This window comes from Streptomyces sp. NBC_00525 (assembly GCF_036346595.1).
GTDB lineage: Bacteria > Actinomycetota > Actinomycetes > Streptomycetales > Streptomycetaceae > Streptomyces.
Genome location: NZ_CP107834.1, coordinates 6280599 through 6298368, shown reverse-complemented (window position 1 = coordinate 6298368; position 17770 = coordinate 6280599). Strand labels below are relative to the sequence as shown.

At 68.7% G+C, this 17770-nt stretch carries 13 protein-coding genes; 6 read left to right on the top strand and 7 right to left on the bottom strand.

The window, feature by feature from the left end; all coding sequences use genetic code 11:
* The first annotated feature begins 65 nt into the window (after positions 1–65).
* From OG710_RS27580 to OG710_RS27555, 6 genes are all read left to right on the top strand, one after another.
* On the top strand, positions 66–572 hold the full coding sequence (locus tag OG710_RS27580; protein ID WP_330241746.1) for a nucleotide triphosphate diphosphatase NUDT15: 507 nt from the start codon (positions 66–68) through the stop codon (positions 570–572).
* A gap of 49 nt (positions 573–621) precedes the next feature.
* Positions 622–1116 carry an FBP domain-containing protein gene (locus tag OG710_RS27575; RefSeq protein ID WP_330241745.1) on the top strand — a complete coding sequence of 165 codons (495 nt, stop codon included), beginning with the start codon at positions 622–624 and terminating at the stop codon, positions 1114–1116.
* A 710-nt stretch (positions 1117–1826) separates the two neighbouring features.
* Positions 1827–2618, top strand: coding sequence for an ABC transporter permease (locus OG710_RS27570; RefSeq protein ID WP_443064302.1), 792 nt, complete (start codon positions 1827–1829; stop codon positions 2616–2618).
* Position 2619: 1 nt separating this feature from the next.
* Positions 2620–3567 (top strand): ABC transporter permease, encoded by a 948-nt coding sequence (locus OG710_RS27565; protein ID WP_330241743.1) that lies wholly within the window; start codon positions 2620–2622, stop codon positions 3565–3567.
* Positions 3564–5690 carry an ABC transporter ATP-binding protein gene (locus OG710_RS27560; RefSeq protein ID WP_330241742.1) on the top strand — a complete coding sequence of 709 codons (2127 nt, stop codon included), beginning with the start codon at positions 3564–3566 and terminating at the stop codon, positions 5688–5690. Before OG710_RS27565 ends, OG710_RS27560 begins: the two co-directional genes overlap by 4 nt.
* A 25-nt stretch (positions 5691–5715) precedes the next feature.
* Complete coding sequence (locus OG710_RS27555; protein WP_330241741.1) at positions 5716–7416, top strand: ABC transporter family substrate-binding protein; 1701 nt, start codon at positions 5716–5718, stop codon at positions 7414–7416.
* A 123-nt stretch (positions 7417–7539) separates the two neighbouring features.
* Here the strand turns inward: OG710_RS27555 and OG710_RS27550 are convergent, their stop codons facing one another.
* The 7 genes from OG710_RS27550 to OG710_RS27520 all read right to left on the bottom strand — a co-directional run bounded on the left by OG710_RS27550 (position 7540) and on the right by OG710_RS27520 (position 17661).
* The gene (locus OG710_RS27550; RefSeq protein WP_330241740.1) at positions 7540–8700 is read right to left on the bottom strand and encodes a flavin reductase; all 1161 of its coding nucleotides are present in this window, start codon (positions 8698–8700) and stop codon (positions 7540–7542) included.
* Between the two features lie 66 nt (positions 8701–8766).
* Positions 8767–9885 carry an acyl-CoA dehydrogenase family protein gene (locus tag OG710_RS27545; protein WP_330241739.1) on the bottom strand — a complete coding sequence of 373 codons (1119 nt, stop codon included), beginning with the start codon at positions 9883–9885 and terminating at the stop codon, positions 8767–8769.
* A 13-nt stretch (positions 9886–9898) separates the two neighbouring features.
* Positions 9899–10753, bottom strand: coding sequence for an alpha/beta fold hydrolase (locus tag OG710_RS27540; RefSeq protein WP_330241738.1), 855 nt, complete (start codon positions 10751–10753; stop codon positions 9899–9901).
* Positions 10754–10769: 16 nt separating this feature from the next.
* Complete coding sequence (locus tag OG710_RS27535; RefSeq protein WP_330241737.1) at positions 10770–11879, bottom strand: DUF3419 family protein; 1110 nt, start codon at positions 11877–11879, stop codon at positions 10770–10772.
* Positions 11880–11970: 91 nt separating this feature from the next.
* Positions 11971–14586 (bottom strand): aminotransferase class III-fold pyridoxal phosphate-dependent enzyme, encoded by a 2616-nt coding sequence (locus OG710_RS27530; RefSeq protein ID WP_330241736.1) that lies wholly within the window; start codon positions 14584–14586, stop codon positions 11971–11973.
* Positions 14587–14605: 19 nt separating this feature from the next.
* The gene (locus OG710_RS27525) at positions 14606–15649 is read right to left on the bottom strand and encodes a 3-oxoacyl-[acyl-carrier-protein] synthase III C-terminal domain-containing protein (protein WP_330241735.1); all 1044 of its coding nucleotides are present in this window, start codon (positions 15647–15649) and stop codon (positions 14606–14608) included.
* A complete protein-coding gene (locus OG710_RS27520) occupies positions 15646–17661 on the bottom strand; it encodes an AMP-binding protein (RefSeq protein WP_330241734.1) in 2016 nt (671 codons plus the stop codon). The genes OG710_RS27525 and OG710_RS27520 overlap by 4 nt, the downstream gene beginning before the upstream one ends.
* Between the last annotated feature and the right edge of the window lie 109 nt (positions 17662–17770).

Genomic DNA, 17770 nt, shown 5'->3' with positions numbered 1-17770 from the left:
CCCCGCGACGCGCACCGCCGACGGCCTAGGCTCGACGGACCCGGCCGCCCCGTGAGGAGAGCTCCATGGACGTCGAGAACACCTCCGCCCCCTCCCGCAACACCCGTCCGCCGCAGGCGCAGGCCGCGTTGGGCGTCGGCGTGATCGTGCGGGACGCACGCGGCCGGGTGCTGCTCGGCCTGCATCACAGCGGCACCTGGGAACTGCCCGGCGGCAAGGTCGATCCGCTGCCCGAGTCCGTCGCGGCGGCGGCCGTGCGCGAACTGCGCGAGGAGACCGGTCTCGACGTTCCCGAGGACCGGATCGCCGTGTTCGCGATGCTGCACGACGCCGTCGCCGGGATCAACCGGGTGACGATGGCCGCCCTCGTGGACGTGGACTCCGCCACCCCCCGGGTCACCGAGCCGCATCTGATCCGCACCTGGGAGTGGACCGCGCCGGACGCGCTGCCGGCGCCGCTCTTCGACCCCTCGGCGCAGATCCTCGCGACCTGGCGGCCGGACCTCGCCATCCCGCACCCGCCCGTGCACCGGCTCCTTCTCGCGGCCGATGACGCCCAGGCGATGCCCTAATCGAATTAATCATTTGCCTAGGGCTCATAGGCAGCGTTAGCTTCGCGGCATGAAGGCCGTGACCGAGCAGGACATCCGCTCATCGTTCGTGAATTGCTCCAAGGGGGAAGCCAAGCGGCTGCCCATGCCCAGGAACTGGGAGGAACTGCCCTGGGACGACCTCGACTTCCTCGGTTGGCGCGACCTGTCCGCTCCGGGACGCAGCTACATCGTCTGCGAGCACGAGGGCGAACTGACCGGGATCTCGCTGCGCTTCCCGTCCCAGCAGCGCGGCTTCCTGCACCGCAGCATGTGCTCGCTCTGCCTGACCACGCATCCGGGCAACGGGGTCTCGCTGATGACCGCCCGCAAGACCGGCCCCGCCGGCCGCGAGGGCAATTCGGTCGGTCTGTACATCTGCACCGACCTGGCCTGTTCGCTATACGTACGCGGGAAGAAGACGCCGGCCTCCGGCGCCCGCTTCAAGGAGAGCCTCACGACGGAGGAACAGATCGCCCGTACCGTCACCAACCTCCACGCGTTCGTGGCCAAGCTCCACCACTGACACCGCAGACGGCTACGCCGGGAGCCGGCCCCGGCGGACCAAAAGGGCACACATGTCCAACATGATCACATGAGATCCCTTTACCACTTTTTACTGTTCGGTAACGCGCCAACCTCGCATACCCGTCCCGACACCAAGATTTTACGTCACGAATGACCGATATGCGGATTCGCTTAACCGGATCGCGACCTGACCAGCCTTGACGTGATCACGGGCACTTGGAATCGTCAGCACAGGCACTGTCGAATCGGGCAGCCGCCACGAATCGACTCATTCCGATGCAAGGTTGTCGCCCCATGCCTGGCACACGGCTCACCTCGGCCCCACGCACCCGTGCGGCACCATCTGCCCACCACAGACTCCTACATCGAGGTGCCCTCGCACCAACCATTTTCTGACCTCGAGAGTCCGCACGTCCTGTCCGAGCGCTCGCAACCCGGTGCCCGGTCAACGCGGCCAAGCGTCCAGTTCACCTACCGGATCTGCGGGCCCACGTTTCATAGAAAGGCCGGCTCACAGTGCTGCGTTACGTTGCCCGCAAAGCAGTCGGCTGGTTTTTGATGATCGCTGTCGCAACCAATCTGACGTATTTCCTGGCGAATGCATTCCTGAAGCCTGCGTCGAACTACACCGCGTTGCGACCGCCTCGAACTCCAGCCCAGATCAACCAATCACTGTCGCTTTACAATCTGAATCCGGACAAACCGATCATGGATCGGTGGTGGCACTGGATCTCCCAGATCGTGACCCACTTCGACTGGGGTCAGTCCCCGACCGGGGGCAGCGTCAACGACCAGGTCGCCTACCGGATCTTCGTCAGTGGCCAGTTGGTCATCGCCTCGACGATCCTCTCCATCGTCATCGGCGTCGGGCTGGGCGTCTACACCGCCTCGCGCCAGTACAAGGCCGGCGACCGGGTGTGGCAGGGCATCTCCGTGATCTCCTTCAACACGCCCTCCGCCGTGGCCTCGCTCGGCGTGGTCCTCCTCGCCATCTGGCTCAACCAGTCGCTCGGCAACACGCTGCTGCCCGTCGCCGGAGCGCAGAGCCCCGATGTCACCGGGTTCTGGCCCGTCCTGGGATCGAGGGTGATGCATGCGATTCTCCCCACGATTTCCCTGACGTTCATCTCGTACGCCGGATATCACCTGTTGCAGCGCTCGTTGCTGCTGGACCACATCAACTCCGACTACGTGCGCACCGCACGGTCGAAGGGGCTGACCCGCAAGCAGGCGATCTACCGGCACGGACTGCGGACCTCGATCATTCCCGTCGCCACCCAGGTCGCCTTCGCGATGCCCGCACTGTTCACCGGCGCGGTCATCACGGAAACCGTCTTCGCGTGGCACGGCATGGGTGAGTACTTCACCAAGACCATCGGCACGAACGACGTGCACGGTGCCGTAGCCGTGGCGGCCTTCGGTGCCCTGATGACGGCCATCGGCGCGATCCTGGCCGACCTCGTCGTCGTGGCCCTCGACCCCAGGATCAGGGTGAGCTGACATGGCCATCAACATGCCAGGCGCCGGAACCGTCCCCGAAGAGGCTCCGGAGGCCCCCGAAGCGCTGGAGCCCGGCACGACCGGCGGCAAGCGCCTCTCGCCGAGCAAGCTCTACATGCGCCGCTTCGCGCGCAACAAGTCCGCGCTCGCCGGCCTCATCCTGTTCGTCCTGCTCGTCCTCTTCTCCGTGTTCGGCCGGTTCCTGACCGACTGGAACCACGAGGAGGCGGACTTCACCGCTCTGACCGTCGGCCCCGGCGTCGGCGGCCACATCCTGGGCACCAACGGAGCGGGCAACGACGTCTACGCCCAGCTGGTGCACGGCCTCGGCAGGTCGCTGATCATCGCCGTGACGGTGTCGCTGATGACCACCGCCATCGCCGGTCTGTTCGGCACCACCGCCGCCTACTTCGGCGGCAAGATCGAGCGGGCGATGCTCGGCTTCGTCCACTTCCTGCTCATCCTGCCCTCGTTCCTCATCATCGCGCTGGTCGGTACGCACTACCGCGGTGACTGGCAGGTCCTGGTCGTGGTGCTCACCCTGTTCGGCTGGATGCTGACCGCCCGGGTGATCTGGTCCCTGGCCACGTCCCTCCGGGAACGCGAGTACGTGATGGCGGCCCGCTTCATGGGCGTCAGCCCGCTCCGGACCATCATCCGCCACCTGGTGCCCAACATCGGCTCCCTGCTGATCGTGACGTTCACCCTCGGTGTCGCCTCGACCGTGCAGTCCGAAACGGCCCTCTCCTTCATCGGGTTCGGCGTCAAGCAGCCCGACGTGTCCCTCGGTTCCATGCTGGCCGACGGGCAGAACACCCTGTCCACCGCCCCCTGGCTCTTCTACATGCCGGCGATCCTGGTCGTCCTGCTCACCGTGGCCATGGCTCTCATCGGTGACGGTCTGCGCGACGCCCTGGACCCCACCTCGCAGTCCGGAGGCCGCGCATGATCGAGCAGCGCACTGTCACGACCGAGCCCGGAACCCAGCAGGCCCTGCTGTCCGTCCGTGACCTCAAGGTGGCCTTCCCCTCGGAAGCCGGCCGGGTCGACGCCGTACGCGGTGTCTCCTTCGACCTGCACCGCGGCAAGACCCTCGGCATCGTGGGCGAGTCCGGTTCGGGCAAGTCCGTCACGTCGATGGCCGTCATGGGGCTGCTCCCCGAGTACGCCTCGGTCACCGGCGAGATCATGCTCGACGGGAAGAACCTCCTCGACCTGGACGACCGCCGGATGTCCAAGGTCCGCGGTCAGCAGATCGGCATGATCTTCCAGGACCCGCTCTCGTCGCTCACCCCGATCTTCAGCATCGGGGCCCAGATCGTCGAGTCCCTCCAGATCCACCAGGACCTCTCGTCCGCGGCTGCCTGGAAGCGGGCCGTGGAACTGCTGGACCTGGTCGGCATCCCCAACCCCGACCGCCGCGCCAAGGGCTTCCCGCACGAGTTCTCGGGCGGTATGCGGCAGCGGGCCGTGATCGCCATGGCGATCGCGAACAACCCCGACCTGATCATCGCCGACGAGCCGACGACCGCCCTGGACGTCACCGTGCAGGCGCAGATCCTCGACGTCCTCAAGACGGCCCAGCGCGAGACCGGCGCCGCGGTCATCATGATCACCCACGACCTCGGGGTCGTGGCCGGCTCCGCCGACGACGTCATGGTGATGTACGCCGGGCGCCCGGTCGAGCACGCCTCGGTCGACGATCTCTTCGCACAGCCCCGGATGCCGTACACCATCGGCCTCATGGGTGCGATCCCCCGCCTGGACGACCGGGACCGGGAAGCCCTGACCCCGGTGCCGGGAACTCCGCCGCTGCTGGTGGACCTGCCCGACGCCTGCCCCTTCGCGGCGCGCTGCCCCGCGGTCGAGGACGCGTGCCGGGAGGCCGAGCCGCCGCTGCTGGCCATCGGCGGGAGCGACGCCGCCACGGGACACTCCACCGCCTGCCGGCGCGCCGCGGAGATCGAGGACGGCGCCATCGGCGGCGAGCCGATCTTCCCCCTCCCGGCCGAACGGGAGGACCGCGTCGCGGAGACCCCCCGCGAGGAGCGGCCGAAGGTCCTGGAGCTCTCCGGAGTCACCAAGACCTTCCCGCTGACCAAGGGCGGCCTGCTCAAGCGCAAGGTGGGCACGGTCTTCGCCGTCAACGGCATCGACCTGGACATCCGCGAGGGCGAGACGCTGGGCCTGGTCGGCGAGTCGGGGTGCGGCAAGACGACCACCCTGCTGGAGATCATGGGGCTCAAGCCCCCGGAGCAGGGCAGCATTTCGGTCTGCGGCCATGACACGGCCGACCTCCGGCGCAAGCAGGACGTCAGCGAGGTGCGCCGCAACATCCAGATGGTCTTCCAGGACCCGATGGGCGCGCTCGACCCCCGCATGACGGTCTTCGACATCCTCGCGGAGCCCCTGCGCGCGGTCGGAGAACGCGACAAGAAGGTGCTGACCGCCAAGGTCGCGGAGCTGATGGAGCTGGTGGGGCTCGACCCCGAGCACCGCGACCGCTTCCCCTCGGCGTTCTCCGGCGGGCAGCGCCAGCGCATCGGCATCGCCCGTGCGCTGTCCACCAAGCCCCGGCTGCTGGTGCTCGACGAGCCGGTCTCGGCGCTCGACGTGTCCGTGCAGGCCGGTGTCATCAACCTGCTCAACGACCTCAAGACCGAGCTGGGCCTGTCCTACCTCTTCGTCGCCCACGACCTGTCGGTGGTATGCCATATCTCCGACCGGGTGGCGGTGATGTACCTGGGGCGGATCGTCGAGATCGGGTCCACCGACTCCGTCTTCGACAACCCCAGGCACCCCTACACCAAGGCGCTCCTCTCAGCGATCCCGCTGCCCGACCCGGTGGCCGAACGCACCCGGGAACGCGTTCTGCTGGAGGGCGACCTTCCCAGTCCCACCGACGAACAGCCCGGTTGCCGTTTCGTCTCCAGGTGCCCGCTCCACACGACGCTCTCCGAGTCCCAGAAGGAACAGTGCCGCGGAGTCACCCCCCTGCTCACCGAGCGTGGGGACCCCGACCACCGCGACGCATGCCACTTCGCGGGCACGTCCACGTCTGCCAACAAGTAACCGAGCAAGAAAGGCCAAGGCCGTCATGAGAAAGATCACCGTGAGCCTGGTGGCGCTCGCCGCCGCGTCCTCCCTCGTCCTGACGGGGTGCAGCAGCAGCGACTCCGACGACGCCAAGAAGCCGAAGTCCAAGGGCGCCACGTCGGAGAGCGAGGTCCTGACCTCGTACAACCCGCAGCCCGCGAGCAACCTGAAGCAGGGGGGCAAGCTGACGCTCCCCATCGTGGAGATCCCCGACCAGCTCAACACGCTGAACGGTGACGCCTCGCTCTACACGTCGAAGATCTCCTGGTTCTACCAGCCGCAGCTGTCCTTCAACGACCCGAAGGGCAACATCACGTACAACGAGGACTTCCTCACCGACGTCAAGCAGGAGACGGTGGGTGGCAACACCCAGGTCACCTACACGATCAATCCCAAGGCGAAGTGGAACGACGGCCAGGACATCGACTGGACCGCGTTCCGTGACACCTGGGCCGCGCTGAACGGGAAGGACAAGGAGTACAACGTCTCGTCCACGGACGGGTACTCCAGCATCACCTCGGTCAAGAAGGGCAAGGACGCCAAGCAGGCGGTCGTCACCTTCAAGGGCACGTTCGTCTACTGGAAGTCCCTCTTCGCCCAGATCGTCAACCCGCACATCGCCAAGTCCGAGGACTTCAACAAGGCGTACGTGAGCAAGCCGCACGCCGAGTGGGGCGCCGGCCCGTACACCATCGCCAAGTTCGACGCCAAGGGCGGCACCGTCACGTACAAGCCCAACCCGAACTGGTGGGGCGCCAAGCCGCATCTGGACGAGCTGACCTTCGTCCAGATGGAGGAGAGCGCCAGCATCAACGCGTTCAAGAACGGCCAGATCGACGCCGTCCAGGTCCAGAACGCCGAGCAGATCAACCAGGTCAAGGGCGTGAAGGGCATCGAGCTGCGCCGCGGCTCGACCACCTCCAACAACCTGCTCGTCCTCAACAGCACGTCGCCGGTGCTGAAGGACGTCGCGGTCCGCAAGGCCGTGATGGAGGGGATCGACCGCTCCCAGCTCGCGAAGATCTCGTTCCAGGGCATGGACTACACGGAGCCGCTGCCCGGTTCCTTCAACCTGTACCCCTTCCAGAAGGGCTACGAGGACAACTTCGGCAGCCTCGTGAAGTTCAACGCGGAGCAGGCCAAGAAGGACCTGGACGCCGCGGGCTGGAAGGCCGGCTCGGACGGGGTGCGGGAGAAGGACGGCAAGAAGCTCGAGCTGACCTACCCCACCATCGGTGACCGGTCCACCACCAAGGCCCGTGCCACCGCGGTCGCGCAGATGATGAAGAACATCGGCGTCAAGGTGAACATCGAGGCGCACCCGTCCGCCGACTTCAACAAGGTGTTCACCAAGCGCGCCTTCGACATCTTCGGCATGGGCTTCATCTCCAGCGACCCGAACGGCATGCTCTACATCTGCCAGATGTACTGCTCCGACTCGACGCTGAACGTGTCCCGCTCCGTCCCGAAGAGCATGGACGAGGAGACCAAGGCCGTCACCAACCTGCCGACCCTGGACGAGCAGCTCAAGGCCGGTAACGCGGTCGAGAAGAAGGCCATGGAGACCTACGGCGTCATGCCGACGCACAACGGTCCGACCATCTGGGCCGTCAAGAAGGGCCTCGCCAACTACGGCGCCGCCCAGTTCTACGGCAACTACGGCACCATCGGCGCCCCCGGCCTCGTCGGCTGGCAGAAGTAAGGTTCTGCGGGGTTCCGCACCCGGTGCGGAACCCCACAGCCCCGTAGCCGCAACCGCACGACACTGCCCGGCGAGCCGCACTCGGCTCGCCGGGCAGTGTCGTGTCCCGGTCCAGGGGGACGCTCAGGACGGGGGCGGCGCCGGCACGGCCACCGGGCGGTGCCAGTTCCTCCGGTAGTGGATCAGCGGCGTCTCGTCCAGGAGGGTGACGGCCTCCAGGCGGCCCACGACGATGCTGTGGTCGCCGCCGGGGAGAACGTCCTCGCGCGTGCACAGGAGGCGTGCCGAGGCGTCGGGGAGCCCGGGCAGCCCGCCCTCCAGGGGGACGAGTTCCGCCTCCGCCCGTGCCCGGTCGTGCCGGGCGAACGCCAGGGCCACCCCGGCCTGTTCGTGGGTGAGGACGTTGATGAGGAAGCGGTCCGCAGTGGTGAAGACGTCGTGGGCGCGGCCGGCCCGGTTGACGCAGACGAGCAGCAGCTGCGGCTCCTCGGAGAGGCTGCACATCGCACTCGCCGTGAAGGCGCGCGGCCTGCCGTCCTCGGGGCTCAGGGCGGTGACCACGGAGACCGGTGAGGCGACCCGTGACATGGCCTCCCGGAACACCTCACGGGTCACCGGTGCGGCGGCCGGCAGGACCGGCTCCCCGGCCAGCGCCGCGCGCATCCGTCCGGCGACGCGTCGTACGTGGGGCTCCCCGTGCCCCTGGTCCGCCGTAGCGGCCCGGAGGTGGGTCACGGGTGCGGCGGCACCTCGTCCGGCCCACAGGGCGTCCGTGCAGCGCTCGCACGCGGCGGGCTCGCGCGGGTCCGCGATCGCCGTGACCGGGCAGGTCAGCGGCGCGGGGTCGGCCGGCCGACCGTAGGGGCGGTAGCTGTCCCGGGGCTTGAGGGGTTCCGCCGCGACGGCCCCGGCGCGGTCGGGGCACCGGCATTCCGCCGCCGGGCCGGCCGAGACGAACAGGTGGCGCGGGCTGCGGTGACCGGCGGCCACCAGGGCGCGGGCCAGGGCGTACCCGGTCGCACCGCCCGGGGCGCAGTCGTAGACGGCGTAGGGTGCCCCGCCGAGGCCGCTCGCCGCCCGGTCCGCCAGGGCGGCGACGTCCTCGCCCGCCCGGTTGCGGGGCTCGTCGTTGTCTCGGGGCGCCGGTACGGCGAGGATCTCGGTGCCGGCGCCCAGGGCGTCCAGCACCGGTCGGCATAGGTGCGGGACCGTCTCGTCCCGGCAGGGAATCCACAGGAGTTTCCCGGCCGGCGGCTCCCCGTCCTCGGTCGGTTGCGGGTTCACGGCTGGTGCTCCTGACTTCCGGCGAGACTGACACGGTGGGAAGGGCTGTCACGGCTCCGGGGCGCGTCAGGGCATCACGAGGGGTCCGCCCAGGACGAACCGGTCGAGCGGCTCCGCCATGGCGCTCCTGGCCGGCGGGTGGAGCGCCAGGGCGCGGGCCGACGTGAAGTACGTCGTGCTGAACCCGCTGATCATGTACGCCCCGCCGCCGAGCAGTTCGGTGGCGTGCGCGGCGACGCGGGCGACGGTGCGCTGGGCCGAGTACCGCACGTACAGCGCGCGGGCGACGCCCTGCGGATCGTCGTCGCCCTGGGTCACGTCGCGGGCCACGGCTTCCAGCGAGGCCATGGCCGTCTCCAGGTCGCCGACCAGTTCGATCCGCTCGGCGGCGGAACCGCGCCGCTCCTTGAGCACCGCCTCGACGAGCCCGCCGGCCACACCGATGTAGCTGGCCGAGACCATCAGCTCGAATATGTGGAAGACCATGGCGAGCGCGGTGTTCAGGGTCTGGGGGTCGCCCAGGGACGATATGTAGTCGTCCGGCACGTCGACGTCGGTCAGCACCACCTCACGGGTCTCGGAGCCGGGCAGCACCTGCGCGTCCCCGAGCGGCCGTACCTCGATGCCCTCGGAACCGGCCGGGATGATGGCGAGGGCCATCTCCTTCTCGCCCGTCTCCGGCGAGGTCACCATGACGCTGGCGGTGAGGAAGTCCATCGACTCCGCGAGGCTGCACGGCTTCTTCGCCCCGTTGAGCCGCCAGCCGTCGCCGTGGCGCTCGGCCCGCATCAGCGGGACGAGGATGCTGGCGGCCGGCTTGCCCTCGCCGAAGCCCGAAGCCAGGTACAGGTTGTCGGCCGCGACCGCGGTGAGCAGGTCCTCCGTCGCCGGGCACGGCGGCATCGCCATGACCGTGCAGTGGTGCATGTTCGCGGCCAGCGCCAGGGACGGGGAGCGTGCGCCCAGTAACCGCTGGACGCGCAGGCCGTCCGTCAGGTCGGCGCCGAGCCCGCCGTATTCCTTCGGCACCATGAGAGCGGGCCCGCCGAACTCACGGAAGATTCCCAGTCCGGGAGATTTCACGGACTCCAGTTCGGCCGTGGGAACCTCACTGAGCCGCTGTTCGAGGCCGGGGAACAGGCGTTCAACAGTCGCCCGTTCCTCGACCATGAAATTGATGGACACGTATGCACCTCTCTTACATGGCATCGTGCGACGGCCCGCCGCCGTCGATGAATTCGATGAGCCGCTCGGTGAGCCATTCCGGCTCGTCGAGCGAGACGAAGGCGCGCGATTTCTCGGCGACGGCGACCGAACTGCGGGAGAAGCAGCCGGCCAGCCGCTCCGCATGACCGAACGGGAAAAGCGGGTCCTTACGCGACCAGACGACGAGGACGGGTCCCTTGAACCGGTGCAGTTCCTGCGCAACGGCCTTGGTGACCGCCGGTCGTAAACCGGCCAGGAGTTTGACGAAATCCCGCTGCACACCGCGGTCGCTCGGCAGGGCGCCCAGCATCTCGTCGATACGGTCCGTCGGAACCTTGCTGCGCGCCACCAGTGTCATCAGCGCCCGCTTGGCCAGGCCCAGCCGCAGCCCGCTCCCGACCACCCGGACGACTCCGGGGATGCCGAGCAGCAGGCGCATCGGGACGAGGAGCTTCGGCGGGCAGTTGTCGAAGGCGTCGGAGGGCAGGAGCACCAGGCGCTCGAAGAGCTCCGGTTCCCGCGCCACGCAGATCTGGGCGATGGCCCCGCCCGTGTCGTTGCCCACCAGCACGATGGGGCCCGGGAGTTGGCGCGCGATGTCCAGCACGCGCGCCGCGTGCCCCTCCAGCGAGCAGTCGGCGTCCGGGGCCAGGGGGTCGCGGTGCCCACCCAGGGGGAAATCGGGCAGCACCATGTGGCACCGGTCGCGCAGCCCCGCGATCAGCGGGTCCCACACGTGTCCGTTGACCATCAGGCCGTGCACGAACAGGACAGTCCTGCCCTGTCCGACACGTCGGAGGTCGATCCGGCCGCCGGCCGTCTCCACCCTGGTGGTCTCGGTTGTCATTTCGGGCACCTTCCTTTCAGGCCGCCCGTGCGGGCCGGCCCTTGACCGTGAGCACCTCGATGTCGTAGACGAATGCCTTGTCGTCGTGAGTGAGCGACGTACTCAGCGCCTCGTCCCGGAACAACGTGGAGCTTGCTTCCGCAGGCACCTGGTGTTTCGCCAGAAAATTCCGGTAGCACACGCGCCCGCCGGGCCTGCCGGCACGGGCGATGTTCCGCATGATCTGATCGAAACCGTCCTGGGGGATACAGCTTGTCACATCGGACAGGGAGAATTTGTCCAATGAGGCGTCAGGCGCCTTCTGTATGTACTCGATGAGATTTCCCGTCACGATCTCGACCTTCGTCGGGGCGGAACGGATCGCCTCGTAGTTCTCCCGCAGCAGGTAGTGCGGCAGGGTGCCCCGATGCGGATAGCGGCCCAGGAACGTGAACGCGAGCCAGTGGTTGTCCTTGGCGAGGTGGTTCATGAACGTGTGGTCGACGCGTTCGAGGATGTAGCCGCCGACGGAGTCCACATCGATGGTGATGCGGTAACCGGGGTCGTTCAGGACGAACTTGAGGATGCGTTCGGAGAAGCCGTGGCGGACCAGCGTCCGCCACATGACGCCGTCGATCCTGCGCCGGTAGATGATGCGCTGCTCCTCCAGCGTCTGCGCCGAGAACAGGTCGCGCATCGCGCGGCCGTACAGGAGCCGCATCGTGGGGGCGACCACGCGCTTGTAGAACTTCTCGTGCCGGCCCGACACGACCAGGCCCCGGCGCACCTCCTTGCGGTGCCGTGCGAAGTAACGGAAGGCCGCGGGGCTGATCTTGTCCTTGAGCTGGACGAACAGCCGCCACCGGTCCGGACAGGGGTCGATGCCGAGGAGGGCGAGGAGCGAGTCGTAGTCGAAGTGCCGGATCGCCGCCAGCTTCACTTCGAGCAGGTAGTTCTGGCCGGGGGCCATGTCCACCGAGACCACCGACCGGGGGTGGTTCGCGACCAGGCTCAGGGTGCGGCAGCCGCTGCCCGTCACACTCAGCACGTCCTCGCCCTCCGAGACGTCCAGGGCCCGCATCTCGGAGTCGGAGTCCTCGTCGCACGTGCTGTACAGAATCCACTTCTCTGAGCCCTTGGAGCTCATGGTCACCATCCTCGTCGAGCGTGCTGAACCCGGTGCGGCCACCGGGCGTGAAGGGGGACGGACCGAAGTCCCCGGGTGCGTCCGTGCGGACTCACGTCGTGAAGAAGCCGTCGTTCGCCATCTCCGCCACACTGAGGTCGAAGGCCTTGCCGGTGGCGGCCAGGTCCTCGACGGTGTGGGCGGTGCTGAGCAGGAAGCTGTGCAACTCCGGCATATAGACGCCGTGCTGCCTCATGTAGTACGCGAGCGCGATGGTGGCCTTGAAGTTGCTTCCGGCCATCCGTTCCCGGTAGATGCCCGCCGACCGGTGGCTGAAGTTGAGCGAGAAGATCGAGTTGCGGGCGTTGATGCGGCAGGATATGCCGCGCTTCGCGGTGCTCTCGGCGAACTCGTTCCGCAGCCACTGGGTCTTGGCCTCCAGCTCCTCGTACAGCTGCTGGTTGGCCCGCAGATGGGTGAGTACCGCCAGACCCGCCCGGCATGTCAGCGAGTTGCCGCTGAGTGTGCCGCCGGCGAAGGCCTTCCGCTCGTAGTCCAGGAAGGGGTCCTCGGAGCTCCGGCACGTCTCCACCAGTTCGGAGCGTCCCACCACCGCGCCGCACGGCAGGCCGCCGCCGATGATCTTCCCGAGGCAGGTGAGGTCCGGCTCGATGCCCGCCATCGTCTGCGCCCCGCCGTACGCCACCCGGAATCCCGTGACGACCTCGTCGAACACCAGGGGCACACCCGTGTCGGTGCACACCTTCCGCAGCGCGGTGAGGAACTCCAGGTCGAAGGTGGTCGTCGAGGACGGCATCGGCTCGACGATGACGCAGGCCAGTTCGTCCGCGTGTGCCCGCAGCCGCTCGAGGCCGCCTATGTCCCCGTACTGGAGCACCACCGTGCTCTCGATGACGTCCGAGTCCGTGCCGAGGCTGCCGGCGATCGGCTTGGGTGAGTGCTTGTCGCCGGTGAAGCGGAACCAGGAGCTGACCATGCCCTGGTCCGAGAAGCCGTGGTAGTGGCCCTCGAACTTGGCCACGATCTTGCGCTTGCGGGCCGCGCGGCACAGCCGTATCGCCAGGAGTACGGCCTCGGTTCCGGAGTTGCACAGCAGGGCCCGGTCCGCCGCCGGGAAGGCGTCGACGAGGGCCTCGGCCAGTTCCACCTCCGGCTCGTGGCCGATGCCGTTGACGAGACCGGCCTCCACGCCCGCGGTGATCGCCTCGTTGACCACCGGGTGCGAGTAGCCGAGGATGTGCGGTCCGTACCCGCCGGAGAGGTCCACGTACTCGTTGCCGTCGACGTCCCGGACGCGGCCGGCCCGGGCTTCCTTGACGAAGATCGGGTACGTGCTGGGGAAGAAGTAGCGGTGGATGTGGGTCGGTGCGACCAGCGAGCGGCCCGCCCGGTCCCGCAGCTCCAGGGAGCCCGGTATCTGGGTGGTGAACTGCTCGTCGAACCGTGCGCGCACCGCCTTGCTCATGTAGGGCGAGTAGCGGTCGGTGAACTTGCGGGCGTTCTCCCAGATGTTGATCTCCGGGTCCAGCTGGGTGGCGAACCCCTCGCAGGACAGGAAGACCAGTTCGACCTTGGTGAAGCTGGTGGTGTACCGGGCGCCGTACTTCCGCAGGATGTCGCTGACGTCCCGGAAGTAGCTGATCGTCGACCACCGGTTCGACGCGGTGTCGAAGTGGTGCTCCAGGGCCGCCACGAGCTCCGAACGGTACTCGGCCCAGTTGTCGCGCAGATGCTCGCCGCCGGTGACGAAGTGGGCGGTGAACCGCTCCACCGCGACGTCCCACTCCTTGCGGGTGCAGGCGTAGTAGAAGGAGGACAGGCCCCACTTCTCGTCCTCGGTCAGCTCGACCGTGATCCCGTAGTCGAGCAGGATCAGCTCGCCCTCCTCGGAGAAGAGGATGTTGCCGGGGTGCGGGTCCCCGTGCGACAGGCCGTGCATGTACAGCATCGTGTAGATCGTGTCCTGGAGGCGCCGCGCCAGCTGGTGCGCCGGCAGCTTCACCTGCTGGGCGGCGTTGCCCCGGATGCCCTCCATGAACTCCATGGTGAGCATGCGCGGGGTCACCAGATCCGGGATCACGCGCGGCACGCGGACGTAGGGGTGGCCCTCGAAGTTGCGGTACACCGCCTTCTGGCGCACCGCTTCCTGGAGCATGTCGGCCTGGGAGCGGAACAGCGTGGCGACCTCGGTGAAGCGCCGCAGGCCGTCCGACGCGGCCACCGCCGGGACCACCTTCTCGGCGAGCCGGACGCCCCGCCTCATCATCCGCAGGTTCTGCTCGATGTGCTCCGGCACGCCCTCCTTCACCAGCTTCACGGCGACCTGCTGGCCGGACAGCAGCCGGGCCCGGTGCACCTGGGCGACCGAACCGCTGGCCACCGGTTGGAGGTCGAACTCCCGGAAGACGCTGTTCATGGGGGCGCGCAGTTCCCGCGTGACGACGGCACGGGTGGTGGCCGCGTCCATGTGCGGGGCGTCGTCCTGGAGTGTGCGCAGCTTGTCGGCCCACTCGGAGGGGACCAGGTCGGACCGGGTGGCGAGCAGCTGGCCCATCTTCATGTAGATCGGGCCCGCCTCCACGAGGCAGTCCAGGAGCCGTTCGGCCTCCTCGGTCCGCAGCTCGTCGCGGTTGGACCGGAAACGCGAGACGGCATAGCCGAGGCCGTGCCCCAGCGCGTTGCCGACGGACTTAAGGGGTGTACCCATCTTGTTCTCCGTCCTCCGGTCAGTACACGAATGAGAAGGCGCTGAAGGACATGCCGGCGCTTCCGACCCAGCCGATCGCGCGGTCCCCCCGGTTCAGGCGTCCTTCGGACACGGCGGTGGCGATCGCGGTCGGCACCGAGGCCGAGACGATGTTCCCGGTGTCCTGGAAGACGTGGAAGATCTGGTCGCCCAGGCCCACGGTGTCCGCCATCTCCTGCCAGAACCGTTTCGACGAGGCGTGCGTGAAGACCGCCGACACCCCGTCCGTCGGTGCGTCGAGGCGCTTGAACACCTCCATGGCCTCGATGCGGGCGGCCTCGTGGAGGTCGAACCCGAAGGAGGTGAACCGGCCGACCCCGTTCCTGGCGACCTTCTCCGAGGGCAGCGAGTAGTCCGCGTAGCCCGCCATGGGGATGTTGCAGAGTTCCGCCAGGTCCGGGCGCGAGGAGAACTCGAAGGACCACGGGGCCTCGCCGTCGGCGGTGAGGATCGTCGCGGACGCGGCCTCGCCGAGGGTGTAGGCGGGGAAGCTCCAGGTGATCTCGTCGGCGTGGCGCAGGGTGAAGACGTCGGGGTAGACGGCTCCGCCCGGCCGCATGTTGAACTCGGCGTTGACGAGCATCGCCGTGCGGCACGCGCCCGAGGCGAACAGACCCTCGGCCAGCTGCACGGCCCGCGTCCAGCTCATGCAGGCGTCCAGGACGTCGAAGCACTGGGCCCGGTCGATGCCCAGGGCCGCCGCCGCGTGATAGGCGCCGCCCGGCTCCAGGAACCCCCTGCCGATGCCGGTGTAGATGACGACGTCGATGCTCTCGCGCGCCATCTCCGCCTGGGTGAGGGCCTGTTCGGCGGCGCGGACGAGCAGGTCGATCGGTCGCTCCTGCCCGTCGCACCACAGCCGGGCCTCGGAGCCCGAGTAGGCGAGCCAGAAGCTGACCTTGCGGAGCGCGTCCTCCAGGTCGCCCTCGAAGCCGGCGGCGCTGTGCTCGCGCACGAGGGCGAGGATGTCGTCGTTGGTGACGCGCCGGGACGGCAGGGCTGCGGATACGGCGGCGATCCTCATCGGCCCTCCCCCTCACCCGCGGTCCGGGCGGCGGGCCGGGCCAGCCGCTGCGCGACCAGGCCGGCCAGCGCGTCGATCGACTCCGTCTCCCACATCCACTCCGGTGGCACCGTCAGTCCGCTCCATTCCTCGAGCCCGTAGTGGAGTTCCAGCATGTTCCGCGAGGTGACGCCGTGGGCGGACAGCGGCAGTCGCGCGTCCACCTCGCCGCGTCCTTCCAGCACCCGTTCGAGCACCCAGCCCTCGATGTACGTACGGCAGCCGAGGCGCAGCGCGTCGGCCGCGGAGGCGGCGGGCGCCGGGGCGGGCCGGGCGGACGGGGCGTCGGCGGAGCCGGCCGGCCCGGCGTCGAGGCGGGCGAGGGCGGTGAGGCGGTCCTCCAGGAGGTCCGCCCTGCACTGCGAGCGCCGGATCTTGCCGCTGGTGGTGACGGGGACGCCGCCCGCGCCGGTGACGACGACCGAGGCGCCGATCTCGTGGCGGCGCCAGACCTCGTCCCGGATCGCGACGGCGACCTCGTCGGCCCGGCTCTCCGCGCGGGGGGCGCACTCGGCCACCACGACGAGGCTCTCCCGTCCGTCCTGGCGCACGCTGAACGCGGCGGAACGGCCGCGCCGGACGGCGGGATCGCTGTCCTCGGCGGTGCGTTCGATGTCCTGGGGGTAGTGGTTGACGCCGTCGATGATGACCAGGTCCTTGAGTCGTCCGCAGAGGTAGAGCTCCCCGTGGTGGAGGAAGCCGAGGTCGCCGGTCCTGAGATAGGTGCCGGTGTCGCCGTCGTCGCCCTCGACGCGGGCCCGGAAGGTCTGCTCGCTCTCCTCCGGGCGCCCCCAGTAACCGCGGGCCACGCTGGGGCCGTTCACCCAGACCTCGCCGGCGTGGCCGTCGGGCAGCCGGCGGCGCGTCTCCGGCTCGACGACCGCGATCCGGGTGTCCGGCACGGTCGTCCCGCACGAGACGAGGGGGCGTACGGCGTCGTCGGCGGGGAGTTCGGTGACGGGTGCGCCGACGGTGATCCTGTCGAAGGTCCCCCACGCGGCTTCGGCGCCGGGGGCCTTGTTGGTGACCTTCAGGGTCGCCTCCGCGAGACCGTAGGAGGGGCACAGGGCCTCGGGCTTGAGGCCGTGCGCGGTGAACGTCCGGCTGAACCTGCGGTGGGTGTCGTACTGCACGGGCTCGGCGCCGTTGCCGGCCGTGATGAGCGAGCTGAGGTCCAGGCCGGCCCGCTGCTCCTCGGTGGTGGCGTCGACGCAGAGGTCGTACGCGAAGTTCGGCGCCCCGGTGTGCGTGCCGTGGTAGCGCGAGATCGCCTGGAGCCAGCGGATCGGGCGGCGCACGAACGTCGTCGGGGCCATCAGTACGGAGTGGCAGCCGGCGTACACGGGGAGCAGGACCGAGCCGATCTGGCCGTAGTCGTGGAAGTGCGGCAGCCACGACACCCATCGGCTGGTGCCGTCGACCTGCCAGGAGACCGCCGCCTCGGCGCACTGGGCCACGGCGTTGCGGTGGTCGATGACCACGCCCTTGGGGGTGGAGGTGGAGCCGGACGTGTATTGCAGATAGGCGATGGTCTCCGGGGAGACGTCCGGCTCGGGCGGCGCGGAACGGCCGCTCGCGGGCCGGTCCGTGGCCAGCCAGGGCAGGCCCGCGACCCGTGAGTCCGGGGCGAAGAGGGAGGTGCGCCGCAGCCCCGCCTCCGTGGTGAGCACCGCGCCGGCCGCGCAGTCCCGTGCGATCGCCTCCACCGTGGGAGCCGTTCGCCGCTGCGGAACGTAGAGGGGGACGGCGATCACTCCGGCGTACAGGCAGCCGAAGAATGTGACGATGTAGTCGAGGCCCGCCGGATAAAGCAGCAGTACGCGGTCACCGGGCGCCATGGTTTCCCGCAGTCGGCCGGCCAGTTCCCGGGCACGGTCGTGCAGCTCCCCGTAGGTAAGTGTGCCGACCACATCGAGGTCGCCCTCGAGGAATGTGAACGCCGGCTCGTGCGGGTTGTCGTGTGCACGTTTCATCAGAGTGCGGACAAAGTCGGTTTCCGTTACAGATTCCACTTGGTTACCTCAATCTGAGAGCGACCGGTCGAGTCGCCCGTCGGCTACAACCAGTCGGCCGCCGATACAT